This is a genomic window from Acinetobacter geminorum, from assembly GCF_013009345.1.
In the GTDB taxonomy this organism is placed as follows: domain Bacteria; phylum Pseudomonadota; class Gammaproteobacteria; order Pseudomonadales; family Moraxellaceae; genus Acinetobacter; species Acinetobacter geminorum.
Map to the genome: position 1 here is coordinate 150,714 of NZ_JABELE010000009.1, position 16,924 is coordinate 167,637.

At 36.6% G+C, this 16,924-nt stretch carries 20 protein-coding genes and 2 pseudogenes; 15 read left to right on the forward strand and 7 right to left on the reverse strand.

Features of this window, described 5'->3' with window-relative positions; translation table 11 throughout:
- The first annotated feature begins 254 nt into the window (after positions 1-254).
- The 3 genes from HJG58_RS10470 (at position 255) to HJG58_RS10480 (ending at position 1,513) form a co-directional block, all read left to right on the forward strand.
- On the forward strand, positions 255-602 hold the full coding sequence (locus HJG58_RS10470; protein WP_170248815.1) for a TonB C-terminal domain-containing protein: 348 nt from the start codon (positions 255-257) through the stop codon (positions 600-602).
- Positions 603-797: 195 nt separating this feature from the next.
- Positions 798-938, forward strand: a complete 141-nt coding sequence (locus HJG58_RS10475; protein ID WP_170248816.1) for a hypothetical protein — start codon at positions 798-800, stop codon at positions 936-938.
- Positions 939-1,066: 128 nt separating this feature from the next.
- Positions 1,067-1,513: a hypothetical protein gene (locus tag HJG58_RS10480; RefSeq protein ID WP_235944502.1), complete on the forward strand. Its 447-nt coding sequence runs from the start codon at positions 1,067-1,069 to the stop codon at positions 1,511-1,513.
- 92 nt (positions 1,514-1,605) lie between these two features.
- Here the strand turns inward: HJG58_RS10480 and HJG58_RS10485 are convergent, their stop codons facing one another.
- Positions 1,606-2,001: a putative four-helix membrane protein gene (locus tag HJG58_RS10485; RefSeq protein WP_328704629.1), complete on the reverse strand. Its 396-nt coding sequence runs from the start codon at positions 1,999-2,001 to the stop codon at positions 1,606-1,608.
- A gap of 79 nt (positions 2,002-2,080) precedes the next feature.
- Between HJG58_RS10485 and HJG58_RS10490 the strand changes: the two genes are divergently transcribed.
- From HJG58_RS10490 to HJG58_RS10500, 3 genes are all read left to right on the forward strand, one after another.
- On the forward strand, positions 2,081-2,194 hold the full coding sequence (locus tag HJG58_RS10490; RefSeq protein WP_153887866.1) for a hypothetical protein: 114 nt from the start codon (positions 2,081-2,083) through the stop codon (positions 2,192-2,194).
- Between the two features lie 91 nt (positions 2,195-2,285).
- Entirely contained in the window at positions 2,286-2,999 is a 714-nt protein-coding gene (locus tag HJG58_RS10495; RefSeq protein ID WP_170248857.1) for a YegJ family protein, read from the forward strand.
- A 171-nt stretch (positions 3,000-3,170) separates the two neighbouring features.
- The gene (locus HJG58_RS10500) at positions 3,171-3,407 is read left to right on the forward strand and encodes a hypothetical protein (RefSeq protein ID WP_017481067.1); all 237 of its coding nucleotides are present in this window, start codon (positions 3,171-3,173) and stop codon (positions 3,405-3,407) included.
- A gap of 254 nt (positions 3,408-3,661) precedes the next feature.
- Here the strand turns inward: HJG58_RS10500 and HJG58_RS10505 are convergent, their stop codons facing one another.
- Positions 3,662-3,820, reverse strand: a complete 159-nt coding sequence (locus HJG58_RS10505) for a hypothetical protein (protein WP_170248818.1) — start codon at positions 3,818-3,820, stop codon at positions 3,662-3,664.
- A 351-nt stretch (positions 3,821-4,171) separates the two neighbouring features.
- Here HJG58_RS10505 and HJG58_RS10510 point away from each other — a divergent pair, with 351 nt between their 5' ends.
- Complete coding sequence (locus HJG58_RS10510) at positions 4,172-4,387, forward strand: hypothetical protein (RefSeq protein ID WP_017481069.1); 216 nt, start codon at positions 4,172-4,174, stop codon at positions 4,385-4,387.
- 125 nt (positions 4,388-4,512) lie between these two features.
- On the opposite strand, the gene HJG58_RS10515 is transcribed toward HJG58_RS10510, so the two are convergent.
- Entirely contained in the window at positions 4,513-4,977 is a 465-nt protein-coding gene (locus HJG58_RS10515) for a DoxX family protein (RefSeq protein WP_170248819.1), read from the reverse strand.
- A 245-nt stretch (positions 4,978-5,222) separates the two neighbouring features.
- Here HJG58_RS10515 and HJG58_RS10520 point away from each other — a divergent pair, with 245 nt between their 5' ends.
- Positions 5,223-5,582: a hypothetical protein gene (locus HJG58_RS10520; protein WP_170248820.1), complete on the forward strand. Its 360-nt coding sequence runs from the start codon at positions 5,223-5,225 to the stop codon at positions 5,580-5,582.
- Positions 5,583-5,611: 29 nt separating this feature from the next.
- On the opposite strand, the gene HJG58_RS10525 is transcribed toward HJG58_RS10520, so the two are convergent.
- Positions 5,612-6,544, reverse strand: a complete 933-nt coding sequence (locus tag HJG58_RS10525; RefSeq protein ID WP_170248821.1) for a LysR family transcriptional regulator — start codon at positions 6,542-6,544, stop codon at positions 5,612-5,614.
- Positions 6,545-6,643: 99 nt separating this feature from the next.
- Here HJG58_RS10525 and HJG58_RS10530 point away from each other — a divergent pair, with 99 nt between their 5' ends.
- The 4 genes and pseudogenes from HJG58_RS10530 to HJG58_RS10540 all read left to right on the forward strand — a co-directional run.
- The gene (locus HJG58_RS10530; protein WP_170248822.1) at positions 6,644-7,078 is read left to right on the forward strand and encodes a DMT family transporter; all 435 of its coding nucleotides are present in this window, start codon (positions 6,644-6,646) and stop codon (positions 7,076-7,078) included.
- Positions 7,079-7,087: 9 nt separating this feature from the next.
- Positions 7,088-7,546, forward strand: a complete 459-nt coding sequence (locus HJG58_RS10535) for a DMT family transporter (RefSeq protein ID WP_170248823.1) — start codon at positions 7,088-7,090, stop codon at positions 7,544-7,546.
- A gap of 99 nt (positions 7,547-7,645) precedes the next feature.
- Positions 7,646-7,756, forward strand: a pseudogene (locus tag HJG58_RS19035) (hypothetical protein); the annotation flags it as partial.
- Between the two features lie 196 nt (positions 7,757-7,952).
- A pseudogene (locus tag HJG58_RS10540) lies at positions 7,953-8,258 on the forward strand (ShlB/FhaC/HecB family hemolysin secretion/activation protein); the annotation flags it as partial.
- A gap of 222 nt (positions 8,259-8,480) precedes the next feature.
- On the opposite strand, the gene HJG58_RS10545 reads toward HJG58_RS10540, so the two are convergent.
- Complete coding sequence (locus HJG58_RS10545) at positions 8,481-9,398, reverse strand: LysR family transcriptional regulator (RefSeq protein ID WP_033850151.1); 918 nt, start codon at positions 9,396-9,398, stop codon at positions 8,481-8,483.
- A gap of 98 nt (positions 9,399-9,496) precedes the next feature.
- Here HJG58_RS10545 and HJG58_RS10550 point away from each other — a divergent pair, with 98 nt between their 5' ends.
- The 3 genes from HJG58_RS10550 to HJG58_RS10560 all read left to right on the forward strand — a co-directional run bounded on the left by HJG58_RS10550 (position 9,497) and on the right by HJG58_RS10560 (position 14,053).
- Entirely contained in the window at positions 9,497-10,879 is a 1,383-nt protein-coding gene (locus tag HJG58_RS10550) for an omega-aminotransferase AptA (RefSeq protein ID WP_170248824.1), read from the forward strand.
- A 106-nt stretch (positions 10,880-10,985) separates the two neighbouring features.
- Entirely contained in the window at positions 10,986-12,554 is a 1,569-nt protein-coding gene (locus HJG58_RS10555; RefSeq protein WP_170248825.1) for a CoA-acylating methylmalonate-semialdehyde dehydrogenase, read from the forward strand.
- Between the two features lie 107 nt (positions 12,555-12,661).
- Positions 12,662-14,053 carry an amino acid permease gene (locus HJG58_RS10560; protein ID WP_170248826.1) on the forward strand — a complete coding sequence of 464 codons (1,392 nt, stop codon included), beginning with the start codon at positions 12,662-12,664 and terminating at the stop codon, positions 14,051-14,053.
- Between the two features lie 87 nt (positions 14,054-14,140).
- On the opposite strand, the gene HJG58_RS10565 is transcribed toward HJG58_RS10560, so the two are convergent.
- Positions 14,141-15,226, reverse strand: coding sequence for an HlyD family secretion protein (locus tag HJG58_RS10565; RefSeq protein ID WP_170248827.1), 1,086 nt, complete (start codon positions 15,224-15,226; stop codon positions 14,141-14,143).
- On the reverse strand, positions 15,223-16,800 hold the full coding sequence (locus tag HJG58_RS10570) for an MFS transporter (RefSeq protein ID WP_170248828.1): 1,578 nt from the start codon (positions 16,798-16,800) through the stop codon (positions 15,223-15,225). Before HJG58_RS10570 ends, HJG58_RS10565 begins: the two co-directional genes overlap by 4 nt.
- Positions 16,801-16,924: the final 124 nt, after the last annotated feature.

Sequence of the window (16,924 nt, forward strand, 5' to 3'; positions counted from 1 at the left end):
AACAAAAAAAGCGCTAACTGGGAAAAGTTGGCGCTTTGGATTTAAGATGGTAATAGTAAATAATTTCCATTAAAGAAAAGATGGCTTTCAAATGAGCCAGATTTGAAACTACCTTCGATAATGGTGTGTTGTGTGTGCCTTTAAAAGATGTAGCTGGTAAATAAATACTAAAGCTCATATTATTTAGGTTATTCAATGATTTATTTAATCCTAGCATTTATAAAAATATGAGTAAACGTAACTATAGGTAAAATATGATAAAAAGATATTTAGTAAGAGGGCTATTTTTTTTAACTCTTGGCATGTCTGTCTATGCAAATGATGAAGTTCCAAGTACCAATATTTCTAAATCAGCACCAAAACATCTAACAGCAGAGGCACGCATAAAACTTTATAAAAATGGTTCATTTGAAGTAGTTCTTACTAAGAGTAGTGGTGATCCAGAGCAAGATGAAAAAATTTTAAAAATGATTAGAGCTTCAAACTTTAAGAGATTTCAGGAAAAGTTAAATCTTAGATATAAGAATTTGGATTACCCAGTTTACTTCAGTCAACCATTTATAATTACACTTGCTACAGACAAAGTTAAAATCGAAGAATAAATCTATTTTTGCATTATAGTGGGCTAAGTGTAAGTAAATTGCACTTTTGGCATTAGAGAAAGCTCACATAGCATAGGGAGCTTTTTTATTACACATTGCTTAAAAAATATACAGAAAACTCCCTGAAACGAGTTGGAACGCTACAAACGCGAATGATACTTTAAGTTTCACTCTTCCCAATAAGTGAGGTGAGCAATGAAATTGTTAGCTTTGATTAGTGTGGGAGTTGCAGCGAGTTATTGGTATAAAACTATAAAAGATAGCAAGCCAACTCTACTAAAACCAAATTTTGATGAAATAGTAAAAAACTTTGTATTAGCAGAATTTAAAGCCTAATGCATATTAATAATCCCAATTAAATAAGAAGCTCATCGGAAGATGGGCTTTTTTATTGAGTGGTGTTTATTGAGTTTAGAGCTAGTCGGTATTTATAATTGCACCAAATTTTTAAATACAAATGGCAAATGACAACTACTACAGTAAGGCTTAATCACACCTCATCTTCTAGCAGTAAAGGAGATGGACGTGATCAGAAAGAAAAATTTATAGATTATTGTGAATATAAGTATTTTCTACCTGATAGTCAGAAATGGGGTGTTTCAGTGAAAACTGAATTAACTCAAGCAGAAATAATAGAAAAGCAAAAATGCAATGATGCTATCAATAATCCTTTCACATCAGAATACTATCTTTTGCTTTGTCTCATAATTATTACGATTATATTTTTCACTTTTTGCAATATGAAAGGTTATCTTTCTATAAAAAGAAGAGAGCAAGAGACAGGAATTAAAGCGAATATATCATTTGAAATGAGCATAGTCTCTTTGGTTTCATTTTTACTTACTCTCTTTGTCTCAATATTATTCTACGTCGTTTATTTTCTATATCTTAATTATAAGTATCAGTACTGAAGTATCTAAGTTAGTCGAACATGTTTCGCTATAGAAATCCCACTAAATATTGATTATTAGTGGGATTTTTAATTTATATATTAGATAGCTTCTTAGGTTCTTCTTAAAAAAAACAATAATCCAAAACAAAATATAAATACAATATACCAAGTGTCTCTTACAAGTTGATAGTCGCCTATACTTTGTAGTATTTCAAATATAGGTCCACATGCAAATATTGATACCATTACATATCCTGCAAGTGTAATGCCCCAGTCATCAAGACCAAGTTTACGTTCTGGTTTTTCACCAGTTGATTTTCGTTTAATCCATTTTAAGAATGACTTATAATAAAAATATAAAGCTCCAATCCCGACAATCATTAATATAAGTGTGTCGAGGGGGCCACTATAAGAGGAGCTTCCAATTCTTGGACTCATATGTATTGCAGCTAATCCATGTAGTGATGTAGACAATAATATTAATAATGCACTTAATTTTTTGATCATAATAAATATAACTGAACTAAACCTAAATTTTAGGAAATTAATTGGAAAGTTTAATTTATATAAAAGGTAACCTGTTTGAATTGGCTTTGCTAGAGGTTTTTGCTCAAGAACCTTAATTTGGCTTCGTCTTAGCCTTGGCCGTTATTTTTTTATGAATATTAGTGTCATAGTTAAGAAATTTAAAGATATTTAAATTTATCATAGTGTTATTATAAGAAATTTTAATATTAATTAACTGTAATATGGATTATATGAATAAATTGTATAAGAATGAATCTCCAGAAATGATTCTAGCTTTTGAGAATGCTATAGGTACATTTAAATATTTTTGGCGTGAACTTTATTGGGAATATCGACGAATTGTTCCTGCTTTAGAACTGGCTTATGTGAAATGTGCATTCATCCAAGAAAACCTTGAAGATAAAAATGACCCTTTAATCGAGTATATGTGGATTGATCAAATTGATTTTGATGGTAGTACAATTTCAGGAACTTTATTAAACGAACCTTATATTATTGATAATGTGCAAGCTGGTGAAACTGTAAAGCTTCAATTTGAGTCTATCGTTGATTGGATGTTTTTATCTAATGGCACTGTTCATGGTGGGTTTACGATTCAACAATATCGTAAGACTTTAAATGCATCAGATCGTAAAGAATATGATGAGGCATGGGGGATTGATTTTGGTAATCCTGATGAAATTTTTCTAGTTTATGAGCAGAAAAATTGTCCCGAAAACCTAGATGAACACCCCATGTGTAAGAATATTTTGGATCAGTTCATAAATATTATAAAGACAGACCCTGCAATCATTACTGAAAAAGATGAAAGTGGTAATCAATTATTACATCGTGAAGTTATAGCGGGTAATTATTTATTTGTTCAAGAGCTTTTAAGGTTGAATACGAATAAGTTGGAGGTAAATAATCAATCAATGGCTCCTTTAGATTTGGCTTATAAGATGGGGTGGACCAATATTGTAAGTTTACTTAAGTAGCTTTGAATCTAGCCCTCTAGTGGAGGGCTTTTTTGTTTTGATGGATCCTAAAATTACTTTACTAAAGAAGTCATTTAATTAGATGATCGATTTTTTAGTCTGAAAAAAATAATACAGCTCAAAGAACGGCGTGATATGGTATGTAAACACCTCCAAAAATATGGATTAGATATGTCAGACAATACAACGAAATGGCTTTGTGTAGGTGGTGTACTAAGTGGAGAATGGAGAGAGCAGCAATTAGAAGCTTTTGATGTTGATCCTAATGATTTAAATACTCATAGTTATGAACCAATGAAACTTATTAACCCTGTTACCAAAGCAGAACAGCACTTTTATGTATATACGGAGTTACAGGAACAGGCATATGAAAGGGCAATAAATTTTGCCTTATACAAAAATCAATAAGGATGAGAGAGCACTTAGGTGCTCTTTTTAATGAGTGGGTAAGTACTGGTTAAGTAGAAATACAATTAAAAAAGCCCCTCATATCTGAGAGACTAGTCATATCAATTTTCTGGAATGAATGGCTGCAATTTCTTAAAATAACTAAACAAATCAAATTGATAAAAGTAGTTAATAGTATAATAAATCAGTGCACTAATTTATTCTTAATAGTAGCAGGACCTCAAAATAACTTCCAAGGCACTGTTAATAAGAAATTATTTGTTATTTGGATCAGGTTGATCATTATTCTCAGGCAAATCTTTTACGGTGCCAGGAACTTCTGATGGTTGTGTTGCAGAATGCTTATTCATTTGGGCTTTAATGACATTAGCGTTGTTAGTTGTATTTTGAGAAAAACTTTTAAAACCTGACATTTTTATCTTCTTATCTTCACTAGGGAAAGTTCATACTACGCTTTAAATCACTTTACATTACGGTTGTTTTAAGACTGATATGTGTTGATATGTCATAGAAATGGACTTTATTTCGACTGTATATTTCGTAAATAAAATCAATTATATGTAACCTGTTGAGTCTTATCCTTTAAAACTTGAAATTATCCTATCTCAATTTCAAGTAGGGGTACATAAAGCACACATATATAAATTTTCTCAATGTACAGATAATTAAATTTTAAAAATTAATTTAAATTAGTTGCCTACAAAATATTGATAGTATAAAAATTTTGTTAAGCATAATATGTCTAATTAAATTGGAGCATATAAATGCTAAAAGACATTACAATTATTGATTACCAAGGAAAAGAAACAAGGGCACAGGCAAACTATACAGAGGAAAATACTAATAGAATCAATCATTCATCTAGAGTTCAGAGAACTAAAGTTGAATATATTTTGTTAAGAGGTGAATTTATTTACCCTACTTTAAATATGGTTTTCAACAGTTCTGATGGCAACAGCTATTATATAGAATATAAATGACCTACTTCGGTGGGTTTTTTATGAGTGATCTATATATAAAAAGACCAGTTAATTGGTCTCTATTAGTCGAACATGTTTAGCTATAGGAAGTCCTGCTAAAGATTTATTATTAGCAGAACTTTTATTTACATATACTTTTTAAATAACAAATGATCAAGAGTTAAAGGATCAGGCTTTTTGGAAAGAATAAAAGTTAGAATAAATATATAAAGCAGATCATGAATATAAAAAAACCAACTTGTCCAAGTTATTAGATCTAGTCCTGATGGAATTGTATAGATGCCTACTGTGATGAATGCAATAAAACAAATAAAGATTAAGATCAAACAAGAAAGTTGAGTAAAAAGCCCGATGATAAGCATTAGTCCTAGTACAAACTCACAAAGAGACACAAAGACAGCCATGAATTCAGGAAATGGTATTCCTGCATGAATTATGGTATCCAACATAATTTGCCGATTCTTTTCTACAAAAAGCTTGTTGTATCCAGTTGTTAAAAAGAATAGACCAACTGATATTCTTATTAAGGCTACAGAAAAATTACTAAATTGTGGTGAGTAGAGGGGGTTTTGGAAAAATATTTTCAACATAGAGCGGGAAAAAAGTGGAAAAATATTCTAGAAATATGGATGAAGTGTTCACGCTTAAGCAAGTTTTGTGATGTATGATATTTGTCTTTCAATTCTTTACGCTAAAAAGAAATTGACTGATTTTATTTTAAAAATTAATAGATTATCACAATACAGTAAGCCCTATGCTATATGGGCTGTGGGCGGGGGTTACCTTTCTAATTTATGATATATTGGTTCTAAATAGATAATTAGTATTTATAAATATGAAAAAGTATATTCTTTGGGGGCTTGTGATAAGCCTACTTTCAGCTTGCTCAAATAATGTATTAAATGCTGAAGCTCCTAAACAAGCTCAAGAACAGCAACAAAAGATAGAATCTAAGCCTCTAGTACCTAGCAAAAGTAAAGAATGGGATCCGTCTTTTGATTGTGATCCAGTTAAAGCTAAGAATCTCATAGGTAAAACTGATTTAACAGAAAAGCAGATCCTATCGATGACTAATGCAAGAGTCTATCGAAGTGCTTATGTTGGGGAGCCAGTTACAGAAGAATTTCGCCCAGACAGAGTAACTATAGTACTCAACCCAGAAACTAAAAGAATAGTTGCTAGTATGTGCGGCTGAGTCTTTATAGATTTGTTATAAATAAAAAATTAATTCTGCCAATACGGTGTGTCTCCATAGATTTCAGCAAAATAATCTATTACCACTCGAATATTTAAGGGAGGATGGCGGACATTTGGATAAATGGCTGCGATATGTTGTGGCTGGGATTTAATCGCGACTTCATATTCAGGTAAAAGCTTGATTAAGTGTCCTTGTTTTAAAGCTTCGCCAATCAACCAGTCAGGAAATAGAACAATACCCATACCATGAAGCGCAGCTGTCATTAAGCTCTCGGCATTGTTTGAAGAAAGTAAGGGGGTAATTGGATAATGTACCCATTCTTTATCAGGCTTTCTCACTAACCAGCGGTTAGGACCTTCAAAACCTTTATAGACTAAGCATTTGTGTTGATTGAGATCTTTAGGCTGATCAAGTACACCATATTTGGCAACATACTGAGGAGAGGCGGCCAAATGATATTTTTGTGTAGCAAAAATACGTGCATGAAATGATGAATCAGTTAGCGTTCCAATCCGAAATATTAAATCTGTGCTTTCGCGTAACGGATCTATAAATTCGTCGGTTTGAATTAGCTCTATTAAAAGTCTTGGATAACGCTCTGATAAACCCGCCAACCACGGCGCAATATGCCGTTGACCAAAAAATACAGGAGCATTAATGCGGACGAGTCCCGATGGCTCTATAGTTTTATCTTGTAATGCCTTTTGTGCTTCATCAAATTGTTCGGTAATTCTTTTTGCATATTCAAAAAATAATTTGCCCGATTCGGTCGGTGTGATTGCTCGCGTATTACGGTAGAAAAGTTGTTGCCCCAACGCATCTTCAAGCTGTTGGATGGTTCGAGAAATCATAGATGCAGATACGTCTTCTTTACGCGCTACATTCGAGAAGTTTTGAGCATTGTAAACGCTAATAAAGAACCGAAGCGTGCGGATATCAATCGAATTTGTTAAATCCATTTGTGCAATTTCTGCAAAAGTGATTCATAAATTATGCTGTTTTTCTGATGAATTGGCTACCTTAGTATTCGTTGCCTAGATACAGAAGAGGCAATGTAGATGCAAATTCTATTACTACTCCTAACCATTTTAGGGGGAATGGGGCTATCGGTCGAAGCTGGGCTTTTAGGGCCGTTAGGAAAGGAAGTAGGTGAGTTGTGGGCCACGTTTAGTATTTTTGGCGTGGGTGCAGCACTTACCTTTTTACTCATGTTGTTTTTTAGTCCACGTAATAGTCATTCATTTTTTACGCTTCCTTCTTGGCAATTACTCGGTGGTGTTCTTGGCCCTGCTTACGTCATTATTTTGACCATTACCACTCCAATTATCGGTATTGCCATGACGATGATAGGCATTTTAGCGGGTCAGGTGTCTAAAAGTCTGATCATCGACCACTATGGTTTGTTGGGGACTCCGCACCGAAAGGTAGACCGTAAACGAATATTGGCACTCATCTTTATTATTGCTGCACTTGTACTTGTCGCAAAAGCATAGGAGACGCGCATGACAATTTTAATGATTTTTCTCGCCGTCATTGGTGGTGCTTTATTGAGTGTACAGGCCGCAATTAATGGTCAACTTGGAGCAAAAGTTGGTGTATTTCGTAGTGCTTTTTTGACTTTCTCAGTCGGTGCTTTAATTACGGCACTCCTTATTTTTTACTTTGAACCAAAACACACCTTAACGCTATTAGATGTTCCTAAATGGCAGTTATTAGGCGCCATGTGTGGCGTACCTTATATTGTCATTATGGTACTGGCCGTGCAAAGAATTGGAGCTGCCGTAGCTACGGTAGCTGTAATTTTTGGGCAACTTTTGATGAGTATCTTGATTGATAACTTTGGCTGGTTTGGTAATGAAATGCTCCCTTTTTCACCGTATCGATTAGGAGCGCTAATTTGCTTAGGGATTGCTTTATATTTTATCTATTCAAGTAGTAAAGACAAAAAGATAGAAGCGTAATATAAGCTTAAGATTGAAATTAATATAGGTCTCATTGTTGGTCGTAAAGCCTACTAATAATGAGGCTATACTTCATATTTTAAGTACGTTGATAAATGAATGAAGTTGCTGTCGAGAGAGAAAGACTCTTTAGTTCTAATCAGCGAAAAGGCATACCTTGAATATAAGAATACAATGTTTGAGCTCAATAAATTAAAAAGCAAAGATTTTTACCCCGCAACAATCCGCTTCTCAAGCATCTCCATAAAAGTTTTTAAAACAATATCTTTTTATTGAAATTAATAAGATGGTGGTCGGTAGTTACTTCATCTTGATAAATTTAATTTTATCAAAAGATAAAGAAAAATTGAATAATATGTTTTTTTATGTAAAATAATGTGATTATACGTACAATTCTGTCTATAAGATGTTAACTAGAAATTTTATAACTTCTTCCCTTATTCTTTTTGCGGGTTTTCACCAATATGTTTATGCCATCGAAGACGTTTCTTTGCCCAGTCAGGTGCTACAAGATCAACGTTTAAAAGAGCTTAACCAGCAATTACAAGACCAGCTTGCCCAGCAAACTCCTTACCAAAACACCAAGCCATTACAAGACTTTAAGCATCTGGTTATTGAAGAAAGCCCATGCGTAGTGGTTAAAGAAATTAGCCTTATCCCTTTAAATGCTCAGTCGTACTCTGAACTACAGCAATTTAATTTTGTGGTGAAAACTAGACACGAAGCATCAAAAATATTAAAAATAAAAATTTAAATAGAGTTAATGTATAAATATATATAGTGATTAAGCCAATTCTATCATGAAAATAGAATTGGCTTATTTTTTAAATTAATGAATATAGCTAGATTATTTAGATCAGTTGAATAATAGTTATCATTTTTGCAAAAGCATAAATAAGTAAAAATCTCTCAGATTGAAGAATATAAAATATTTCTAACCCGCAACAATCCGCTTCTCAAGCATCTCCATAAAGGTTTTTAAAATAATATTGTGATTTTTGCCCTTGTGAGTAATTAAACAAATAGGTGTGCTGTAATGCATTTTCTCCTTTGAAACAGCTTGCATAAAACCATCTTCAACCCATTTTTTTGCATAGTGATCGGGTAAAAAACCCAAGAATTTTCCAGTTAAAATCAGAAATGCGATGCCTTCACGGTCACTTGCTGTCGCCTTACAGTCTAAAAGCTGATGCAACTTTGCCGCTTCTGGTGTGATGGCATAATTAGGAAGGATTGCTTGCCATGTTTTTAACTCATCTAGATTCATGTTGCTGCACTGGCTGAACAACGGATGATTTTTGCCGCAATATAAAAATGAACTCTCGCTATATAAATCGAAATAGTCTAGGCCAGACAAAGGCGTAACAAGTGGAATAACGCCTGCGTGCAAACGGTTATCGAGTACACGGCATTCAATATCTGACAGAGTACTCATACTGATATTAATAATAACCTCGGCATGTTCCTCTGCAAGTTGGGTCAACGTATTGGTGATATAGCCTCTTGGCATCGTCACAAGGTTGTTAATAATTCCGATATTAAACTCACCCTTAAGACGATTATGCATTTGGTTAACTTTGGAGCGGAAGTCTTCAATCGCTGCCGTAAGTACTTCGATATATTCTAAAATTTCTCGTCCTTCATCGGTCAGGGCAAAACCTGCGCGACCACGTTGGCATAGTCGAATGCCCAGACGATTTTCTAAATCACTCATATGCAAACTGATTGCAGAACGGCTAATGCCAAGAATGCTTTCTGCAGATGTAAAACTATGACAGTCGCAAACCGTTTTAAATATTTTAAGTAATTTAATATCAAAATCAGTGACTTGATTTAATTTTTTGGGTTTCATTTAGTTTTGTTTTTTTAAATCTAAACTCAAGATAATTTGAATTTATCAAACTTATCTCGCTATGTACACTCAAAACCATAATTTGAAAATAAACAGGAATGGTTATGTTTGATACGGATAAATTCAGCGACTCTGAGCATACTTTGGATGCGGCTCAACCTAATAATAATATGCACATAAATTATCAAGCACACTGGATGCCTTTCTCAGCAAATCGAAACTTTGCTAAAGATCCGCGCATGATCGTGGGCGCAAAAGGATCATACCTAATTGATGATTCTGGCCGTGAAATTTACGATTCACTCTCAGGCCTATGGACTTGTGGTGCTGGTCATACGCTTCCTGAAATTCAACAGGCGGTAAGTGCACAATTAGGTCAGCTTGATTACTCACCAGCTTTTCAGTTTGGCCATCCGTTGTCTTTTAAGTTGGCAGATAAAATTGTTCAGCATATGCCTGAAAAACTACAACATGTTTTCTTTACCAACTCGGGCTCAGAGTCTGCAGATACGGCGATCAAAATGGCACGTGCGTATTGGCGCATTAAAGGTAAACCAAGCAAAACCAAATTGATTGGTCGTGCACGTGGCTATCATGGTGTAAACGTTGCGGGAACAAGCTTAGGCGGCATTGGTGGCAATCGTAAAATGTTTGGTCAGCTTATGGATGTAGACCATTTACCGCATACCTTGCAGCCGAATTTAACTTTTACCAAAGGCTGTGCAGAAACAGGTGGGGTCGAGCTTGCCAATGAAATGCTTAAGTTAATTGAACTACATGATGCTTCAAATATTGCAGCCGTAATTGTTGAACCTATTTCTGGTTCAGCGGGCTGTATTGTACCGCCAACGGGCTATTTACAACGTTTAAGAGAGATCTGTGATCAGCATAACATCTTGTTAATTTTTGATGAGGTGATTACAGGTTTTGGGCGTTTAGGGACATGGACAGGGGCAGAATACTTTGGTGTAACACCAGATATTTTAAATTTTGCCAAACAAATTACCAACGGCGCTATTCCACTGGGTGGCGTGGTGGCAAGCCACGAAATTTATGATGCCTTTATGCAGCAAGACTTACCAGAACATGCAGTCGAGTTTACCCATGGCTATACCTATTCGGCGCATCCGGTGGCTTGTGCGGCTGCTTTAGCAACACTCGATGTTTTAGAAAAGAAAAATTTAATCCATCAATCGGCTGCATTGGCTCCAAGTTTTGAAAAAATGCTGCATGGCTTAAAAGGCGCACCGCACATTTTAGATATTCGTAATTGTGGTTTGATTGGTGCGTTGCAGTTAGCTCCGCGTGATGGCGATGCCACAATCCGAGGCTTTGAGCTTGGTATGAAACTCTGGAAAGAAGGGTTCTATGTTCGCTTTGGAGGCGACACGCTTCAGTTCGGCCCAATGTTTAACAGTACAGAGGCTGATATTGACCGCTTAATGAACGCCGTGGGCGATGCGCTTTATCAAGTGAATTAAGGCTTATAGACATTTAAGAGCATTGGTAGCGTTATAGATGTTCTTTAAAAACCAAATGAAAAATACAGTTTGATCTGAAAACTAATTGTAGTAAGGAGTAACAACAATGACAAATGGCCTAGAAGATTTTAGCTATGAAGAAGTTTCAACTGAAAATAGTACGCATAGTGAACAAGCCAAAAAAGTGCTAGGGCATTTCATTCAAGGAAGAATTGTATCTAAAACGGCAAGAAAACAGCCAGTTTACAATCCTGCGATGGGTGAAATTAGTAAAGAAGTCGAAATTGCAGATGCTCAAACGGTAAATGAAGCAGTTCAGGTAGCCGAGCAAGCATTTCCTGCATGGCGCGATACACCAGTCATTAAACGTGCGCGTGTCATGTTTAAGTTCAAACAATTATTAGAACAAAATGCCGAAAAGATTTGTGCTTTGATTGGGCAAGAGCACGGTAAAATTTCTCATGATGCTCAAGGTGAATTGCAACGTGGTATTGAAAATGTTGAATATGCTTGCGGTGCACCAGAGCTTTTAAAAGGGGAATATTCAAAAAATGTCGGTCCAGATATCGACTCATGGAGCGAGTTCCAACCGCTAGGTGTGGTTGCAGGGATCACACCGTTTAACTTCCCAGCTATGGTAGCTTTATGGATGTTCCCAATGGCACTGGTCTGCGGTAACTGCTTTATTTTAAAACCTTCTGAAAAAGCGCCTTCTGCCGCTTTATTTTTAGCGGAGCTATTAAAACAGGCTGGATTGCCTGATGGTGTTTTTAGCGTTGTAAATGGCGATAAAGAGGCAGTTGATACGTTGCTACATCATCCTAAAATTCAAGCGGTTAGTTTTGTTGGTTCTACGCCTATTGCAGAGTACATATATCGTATGGCAACGGCGAGTGGTAAGCGTTGCCAAGCTTTAGGTGGAGCAAAAAATCATGCGATTATCATGCCTGATGCCGATATTGATAACGTAGTAACGTCATTGTTAGGCGCAGCTTTTGGTTCTTCTGGTGAACGTTGTATGGCATTGTCAGTAGCAGTTGCCATTGGTGATGAAGTTGCCGATGTAGTCATTGATAAGCTAACTCAAGAAATGAAAAAATTGAAGTTCGGCAACTATGCAGATGCAAGCAACGACTTTGGCCCACTGATTACCCAAGCACATAAAGACAAAGTACAAGCCTATATTCAAAGTGCAGAACAGCAAGGCGCAAAAATTGTGATAGATGGCCGTGATGCAAGACCGGCAGGCTATGAAAAAGGTTTCTTTGTTGGACCAACTTTAATTGATCAAGTCACACCAAACATGACCAGTTACCAGCAAGAGATTTTTGGTCCCGTTTTGCAAGTTATGCGTGTGAATAATATGCGAGAAGCCATGCAACTCATTAATGATCATGAATATGGTAATGGTACTTGTATCTATACTCGTGACGGTGAAGCAGCACGCTATTTTAGCAGTCACATTCAAGTCGGTATGGTGGGGATTAACGTGCCTTTACCGGTACCTGTTGCTTATCATAGCTTTGGTGGTTGGAAGCGTTCATTATTCGGTGATCTATATGCCTACGGTCCAGATGGTGTCCGTTTTTATACACGCCGTAAAACCATTACCCAGCGCTGGCCTTCAACACAGGTCCGTGAAGCAAAACAATTTGCTATGCCTACATTAAATTGATGAATAAAAGGGAAAACTCTGATTTTCCCTTTTTTGTTTCGTACAAGTTGGAGAAGTACATTTTAAAACGGTTTTAAAATCAGTTTGTCAATTTGAAGGAATCGAATATGAACAATGATAAAACAACAAAATTAGGTGAAGGACTTTCTAATCGACATATCACCATGATTAGCATAGGTGGTGTTATTGGTGCAGGTTTATTTGTAGGCTCTTCTGCTGCGATTGCAAAAGCAGGCCCAGCCGCTGTACTCGCTTATATAATTACAAGTATTTTAGTTTTTCTGGTCATGCGCATGCTCGGTGAAATGGCGGTCGCGCAACCAGACACTGGTTCATTTTCTACATATGCCCGTAAAGCAATTGGCCCTTGGGCAGGGTTTACCATCGGATGGCTATATTGGTGGTTTTGGGTGCTGGTGATTCCAATTGAAGCTATTGCAGGGGCTGAAATTTTACACGCATGGTTCCCGCAAATCTCAAGTGCTGTCTATGCGCTTGCTTTTATTATTTTACTTAGTCTGGCGAATTTTTTTAGTACCAAAAGTTTTGGTGAGTTTGAGTTCTGGTTTGCACTCATTAAAGTTATTGCGATTGTAGTGTTTATTATCATTGGAGCAATGGCTGTCTTTGGAATTTGGCCTTTAGCAACAAATGTCAGTGGTGTCGGCAATCTATTTTCAAATGGTGGATTTATGCCACATGGAATGGGCGGGGTTTTATCAGCAATTTTAATCTCGGCATTTTCATTTTTTGGAATAGAAATTCTTTCTATTGCTGCGGCAGAATCTAAAAATCCCGAAGAAAAAATTAAACGTGCAACCAATTTGGTGCTATACCGAATTATTTTATTCTTTGTTGTTTCTATTTTTCTTGCAGTTGCTTTGGTCGATTGGCGTTCACCAGACTTACAAAAATTTGGTACCTTCCAGTTTGTGTTAATGAGCCTGAATGTTCCTGAAACTAAACTGATTATGGATGCTGTCGTTTTTATTGCAGTTGCAAGCTGTATGAATGCCGCAGTTTACACTTCATCTCGCATGTTATTTGCTTTAGGTACGCGTCAGGAAGCACCGAGAGTTGTGACAAAAATTAATGGAGCAGGCGTACCAACCTCAGCTGTATTTTTATCTACGTTGATTGGTGTGGTCTGCTGTGCTGTCAACTATATGTTCCCGGGACAAGTCTTTGGGTTCTTGCTCTCAACCACAGGCTCAATTGCATTACTGGTGTATTTGGTGATTGCATTTTCACAATTGCGTTTAAGACATAAATGGGAAAAAGAGGGTACAGCTGTATCTTTTAAAATGTGGTTGTTCCCATGGTTAACTTGGTTTGTGATTTTAGTCATTATGACCGTTTTAGGTTATATGTTCTTATCACCAGCCTATAGTTATGAAACTACCTTATCTTTAGGTGTAACTTTGGTGGTGGTCATTTGCGGGTTGTTTGTCACGCGAAAGCGTAAAGCAACCAGATCGGTTGCTATGAACTTAGATTAATCATTCAATAAAATTAAATTGAATATAAATTAAAAAAGAGACCGTAAAAGGTCTCTTTTTTAATTTATATTCCAAGGTTTAGACTAATTATTTAGTCGTATCAATAGAGACTAAAACAGATAAACCAGGACGTAATAATTCAACATCTTTTTGATTTTCAATAAGCTTAATTCGTAAAGGAAGGCGCTGAACAATCTTGGTAAAGTTACCAGTCGCGTTAGTCGCCGAGATCGGAGAAAAAAATGCGCCAGTAGAAGGAGAAAAGCTGTCTACCACACCTTTTAATTCAACGTTATAAGCATCTACATAGACATTAACTGGTTGTCCAATCTTGATCTTTTTTAATTCAATTTCACGGAAGTTGGCTTCTACATAAACCTGATCTAAAGGAACAACCACCATGAGTGGATTACCAGCACTCACAAAGTTACCTACATTAGCTGACTTTTGACCAATCATTCCATCAATAGGTGCACGAACCTCTGTATAGCTCAAATTCAGTTTTGCTTTATCAAGCGCCGCTTGGGCTTGTTTAAGGGCTGCTTGTTTGGCTTGTACCTGAATCTTGTATTGGTTGAGCTGATACTGTGCATCAATCACTTTTTCTTTACTGCTGTCTAAGTCAGCATATTGTTCAGTCAATGTAGTCTTAGACTGCTGGGTAATTAATCTAGATTCCGCTCCAAGTGCCTGTAGTTGCTCATAACGCGCCGTATTATCTTTTGTGAGTTTAATTCCGGCTTCTACTTTTCTCAGCTGTGCTTCAGTTTCTCGAATAACAGTGGGTTGTCTATCCACTGCGAGCATTGCTTCACTCAGGTCAGCTTGCGCTTTGGCATAATTAGATTCAGCCTCAGCGAAAGCAGCTTGATAATCACGTGCATCAATCCGCGCTAAAAGTTGGCCTTTTTGTACGGTCTGGTGATCTTTAATGTAAATTTCCTCAATATTGCCCGACACTTTAGGGGCAATGGTTGAGTACTCTACATCTACACGTGCATCGTCTGTTTCAACAACCGAAGAGGGTAAAAATATAAGTTTTAAAACCCACAAAATAGATGCTAAGACAATAATAAACGCAATAGCCATAACCCAATGCTTTTTGAGAAATTGCACCTTGGTTAACTTGGGTGGTTCGGTATGGGTGGTGTCTTGGGCTTCGAGAGTACTCATAAAGATTTTCCTGAGTTATGACTATTCATTAACTTAATGAGAGCAATACGTGGCGGATAAGTTCGAACTGGCAAAATCAACATCACGATGAACAAAATAGCGGTAAGGCCAGCTAAGATGAGATATTGATCGCTAATAACTAAAACTGATTGTTGCGCTTGAATCGCAGAGTTGAGAGCAGATAAACCACCTGAAACACGATCTGCACCATTTGCGGTGAGCACAGGTGGAGTAAGTGGGTTAATAACAGGGCCTTGAATATTTTGGAAAACATGTTGAGCAGTATTTTCAATCAGTCGTGTTGAATGGTATTCACCGCGAACTCGATTGACCCAGTCCAAAATACAAACACCCAGTACACCGCTAATAGCACGCGGGGTATTAATCATAGGGGATGCATAAATTGCCATGGTTGGGTGAACGCTGTTTGTTCCCATCATTAAGAGCGAGAGCACGACACAGGTTTGTCCCAAACATGAGATTGCATGCCAAAAATAAAACTGTTCTTGATTCCATGTAGTATCAAGTTGACTTGCACCTATGCAACCCGCAATGACCAGAAGTAAGCCAAACCCGTGCACATATCGGCTATCCACCCACGCTTGGTTTAAAAGCTTCACAACAATAGGAATATAGATAAATTGCAATGCCGCAATTTGTAAGCCAATCCACATGGTCTGAGTGGGTTTATAGCCATGCACAGCACTTAAGTAATTGAGTGGTAATGTGCTGGTGGACATACCAATAATGACAAAGCAAAAGAGTGCGAAAACAGCATAAGCAAAATTTCTGATTTCGAGCATTTGCGGTTTAATGAGTGGTGAAGGATAGCGCCATTCATGTATGAAAAACCAAGGTAAAGTGATGGCACTAATTAAAGCTAAAACACAAATGAATTTAGAGTGGAACCAATCTAAATGATTTCCATGCAACAACATGGTGCTCAGGCTCGCTAAGCTAATAATTGCTAAAATGGCACCCATCCAATCGTAAGTTTTTATTCTTGAATAATTAAGAGGATCTTGGGGAATCCCAAAATACACCAGAGCAGCACTTAGCGCACAAAAAGGAATGGTTTGAAAAAATATCATTTTCCAGCCAATTACATCTAAATAAAAAGCTGAGAGTGCAGTACTTAAGTTGGGAAAGAACGTCGCAGTTAATGCATAGCAGGCTAATCCCCATAGCCGAATGTCAGGTCCTAAAAATCTAAGCGCACAGGCCATGAGTAAAGGAATGGTTAAACCATTAGCGAGGCCTTGTAAGCCACGTAATAGATAAAAGATTTCGATATTTGGACTAAAAGGAATTAAAACGCTAGAAAAAAGGCAAAGTCCTATGGCAAAAAGAAGAACTCTGCGCATAGAAAAAATGACTGCCCAACTCGTAGACAGGATCATTCCAATAATCATTGCACTTGCGTAAATACTGTTAACCCAATAACCCGAGTCGACACTAATGCCCATTGCACCTCGAATGTCGACTAAAGTAATGCTGGTAATTCGGTTATTAAATTCAACAGTCATTGCAGCAAATATTACACCTGCTAAACCGATGAGTGGCTTTGTATTCATCTTTTACCTTAAATCTTAAACATCAATTCATTGCACGGAGTAGATATTTACTGTACTGTACCGATCGGTACTCTACTCTTTAATTAAATTTCCGTCAATTCTCGATTTTGAACTTTTCGATGAG

What these genes read in the sequence shown, in the direction of transcription:
- HJG58_RS10500 (WP_017481067.1), top strand. Translation starts at nt 3,171, where the DNA reads ATGTCAGACAATACAACGAAATGGCTTTGTGTAGGTGGTGTACTAAGT.
- HJG58_RS10480 (WP_235944502.1), top strand. Translation starts at nt 1,067, where the DNA reads ATGACAACTACTACAGTAAGGCTTAATCACACCTCATCTTCTAGCAGT.
- HJG58_RS10550 (WP_170248824.1), top strand. Translation starts at nt 9,497, where the DNA reads ATGGTTATGTTTGATACGGATAAATTCAGCGACTCTGAGCATACTTTG.
- HJG58_RS10530 (WP_170248822.1), top strand. Translation starts at nt 6,644, where the DNA reads ATGCAAATTCTATTACTACTCCTAACCATTTTAGGGGGAATGGGGCTA.
- HJG58_RS10495 (WP_170248857.1), top strand. Translation starts at nt 2,286, where the DNA reads ATGATTCTAGCTTTTGAGAATGCTATAGGTACATTTAAATATTTTTGG.
- HJG58_RS10570 (WP_170248828.1), bottom strand. Translation starts at nt 16,800, where the DNA reads ATGAATACAAAGCCACTCATCGGTTTAGCAGGTGTAATATTTGCTGCA.
- HJG58_RS10555 (WP_170248825.1), top strand. Translation starts at nt 10,986, where the DNA reads ATGACAAATGGCCTAGAAGATTTTAGCTATGAAGAAGTTTCAACTGAA.
- HJG58_RS10560 (WP_170248826.1), top strand. Translation starts at nt 12,662, where the DNA reads ATGAACAATGATAAAACAACAAAATTAGGTGAAGGACTTTCTAATCGA.
- HJG58_RS10510 (WP_017481069.1), top strand. Translation starts at nt 4,172, where the DNA reads ATGCTAAAAGACATTACAATTATTGATTACCAAGGAAAAGAAACAAGG.
- HJG58_RS10470 (WP_170248815.1), top strand. Translation starts at nt 255, where the DNA reads ATGATAAAAAGATATTTAGTAAGAGGGCTATTTTTTTTAACTCTTGGC.
- HJG58_RS10545 (WP_033850151.1), bottom strand. Translation starts at nt 9,398, where the DNA reads ATGAAACCCAAAAAATTAAATCAAGTCACTGATTTTGATATTAAATTA.
- HJG58_RS10515 (WP_170248819.1), bottom strand. Translation starts at nt 4,977, where the DNA reads ATGTTGAAAATATTTTTCCAAAACCCCCTCTACTCACCACAATTTAGT.
- HJG58_RS10520 (WP_170248820.1), top strand. Translation starts at nt 5,223, where the DNA reads ATGAAAAAGTATATTCTTTGGGGGCTTGTGATAAGCCTACTTTCAGCT.
- HJG58_RS10485 (WP_328704629.1), bottom strand. Translation starts at nt 2,001, where the DNA reads ATGATCAAAAAATTAAGTGCATTATTAATATTATTGTCTACATCACTA.
- HJG58_RS10565 (WP_170248827.1), bottom strand. Translation starts at nt 15,226, where the DNA reads ATGAGTACTCTCGAAGCCCAAGACACCACCCATACCGAACCACCCAAG.
- HJG58_RS10505 (WP_170248818.1), bottom strand. Translation starts at nt 3,820, where the DNA reads ATGTCAGGTTTTAAAAGTTTTTCTCAAAATACAACTAACAACGCTAAT.
- HJG58_RS10525 (WP_170248821.1), bottom strand. Translation starts at nt 6,544, where the DNA reads ATGGATTTAACAAATTCGATTGATATCCGCACGCTTCGGTTCTTTATT.
- HJG58_RS10475 (WP_170248816.1), top strand. Translation starts at nt 798, where the DNA reads ATGAAATTGTTAGCTTTGATTAGTGTGGGAGTTGCAGCGAGTTATTGG.
- HJG58_RS10535 (WP_170248823.1), top strand. Translation starts at nt 7,088, where the DNA reads ATGACAATTTTAATGATTTTTCTCGCCGTCATTGGTGGTGCTTTATTG.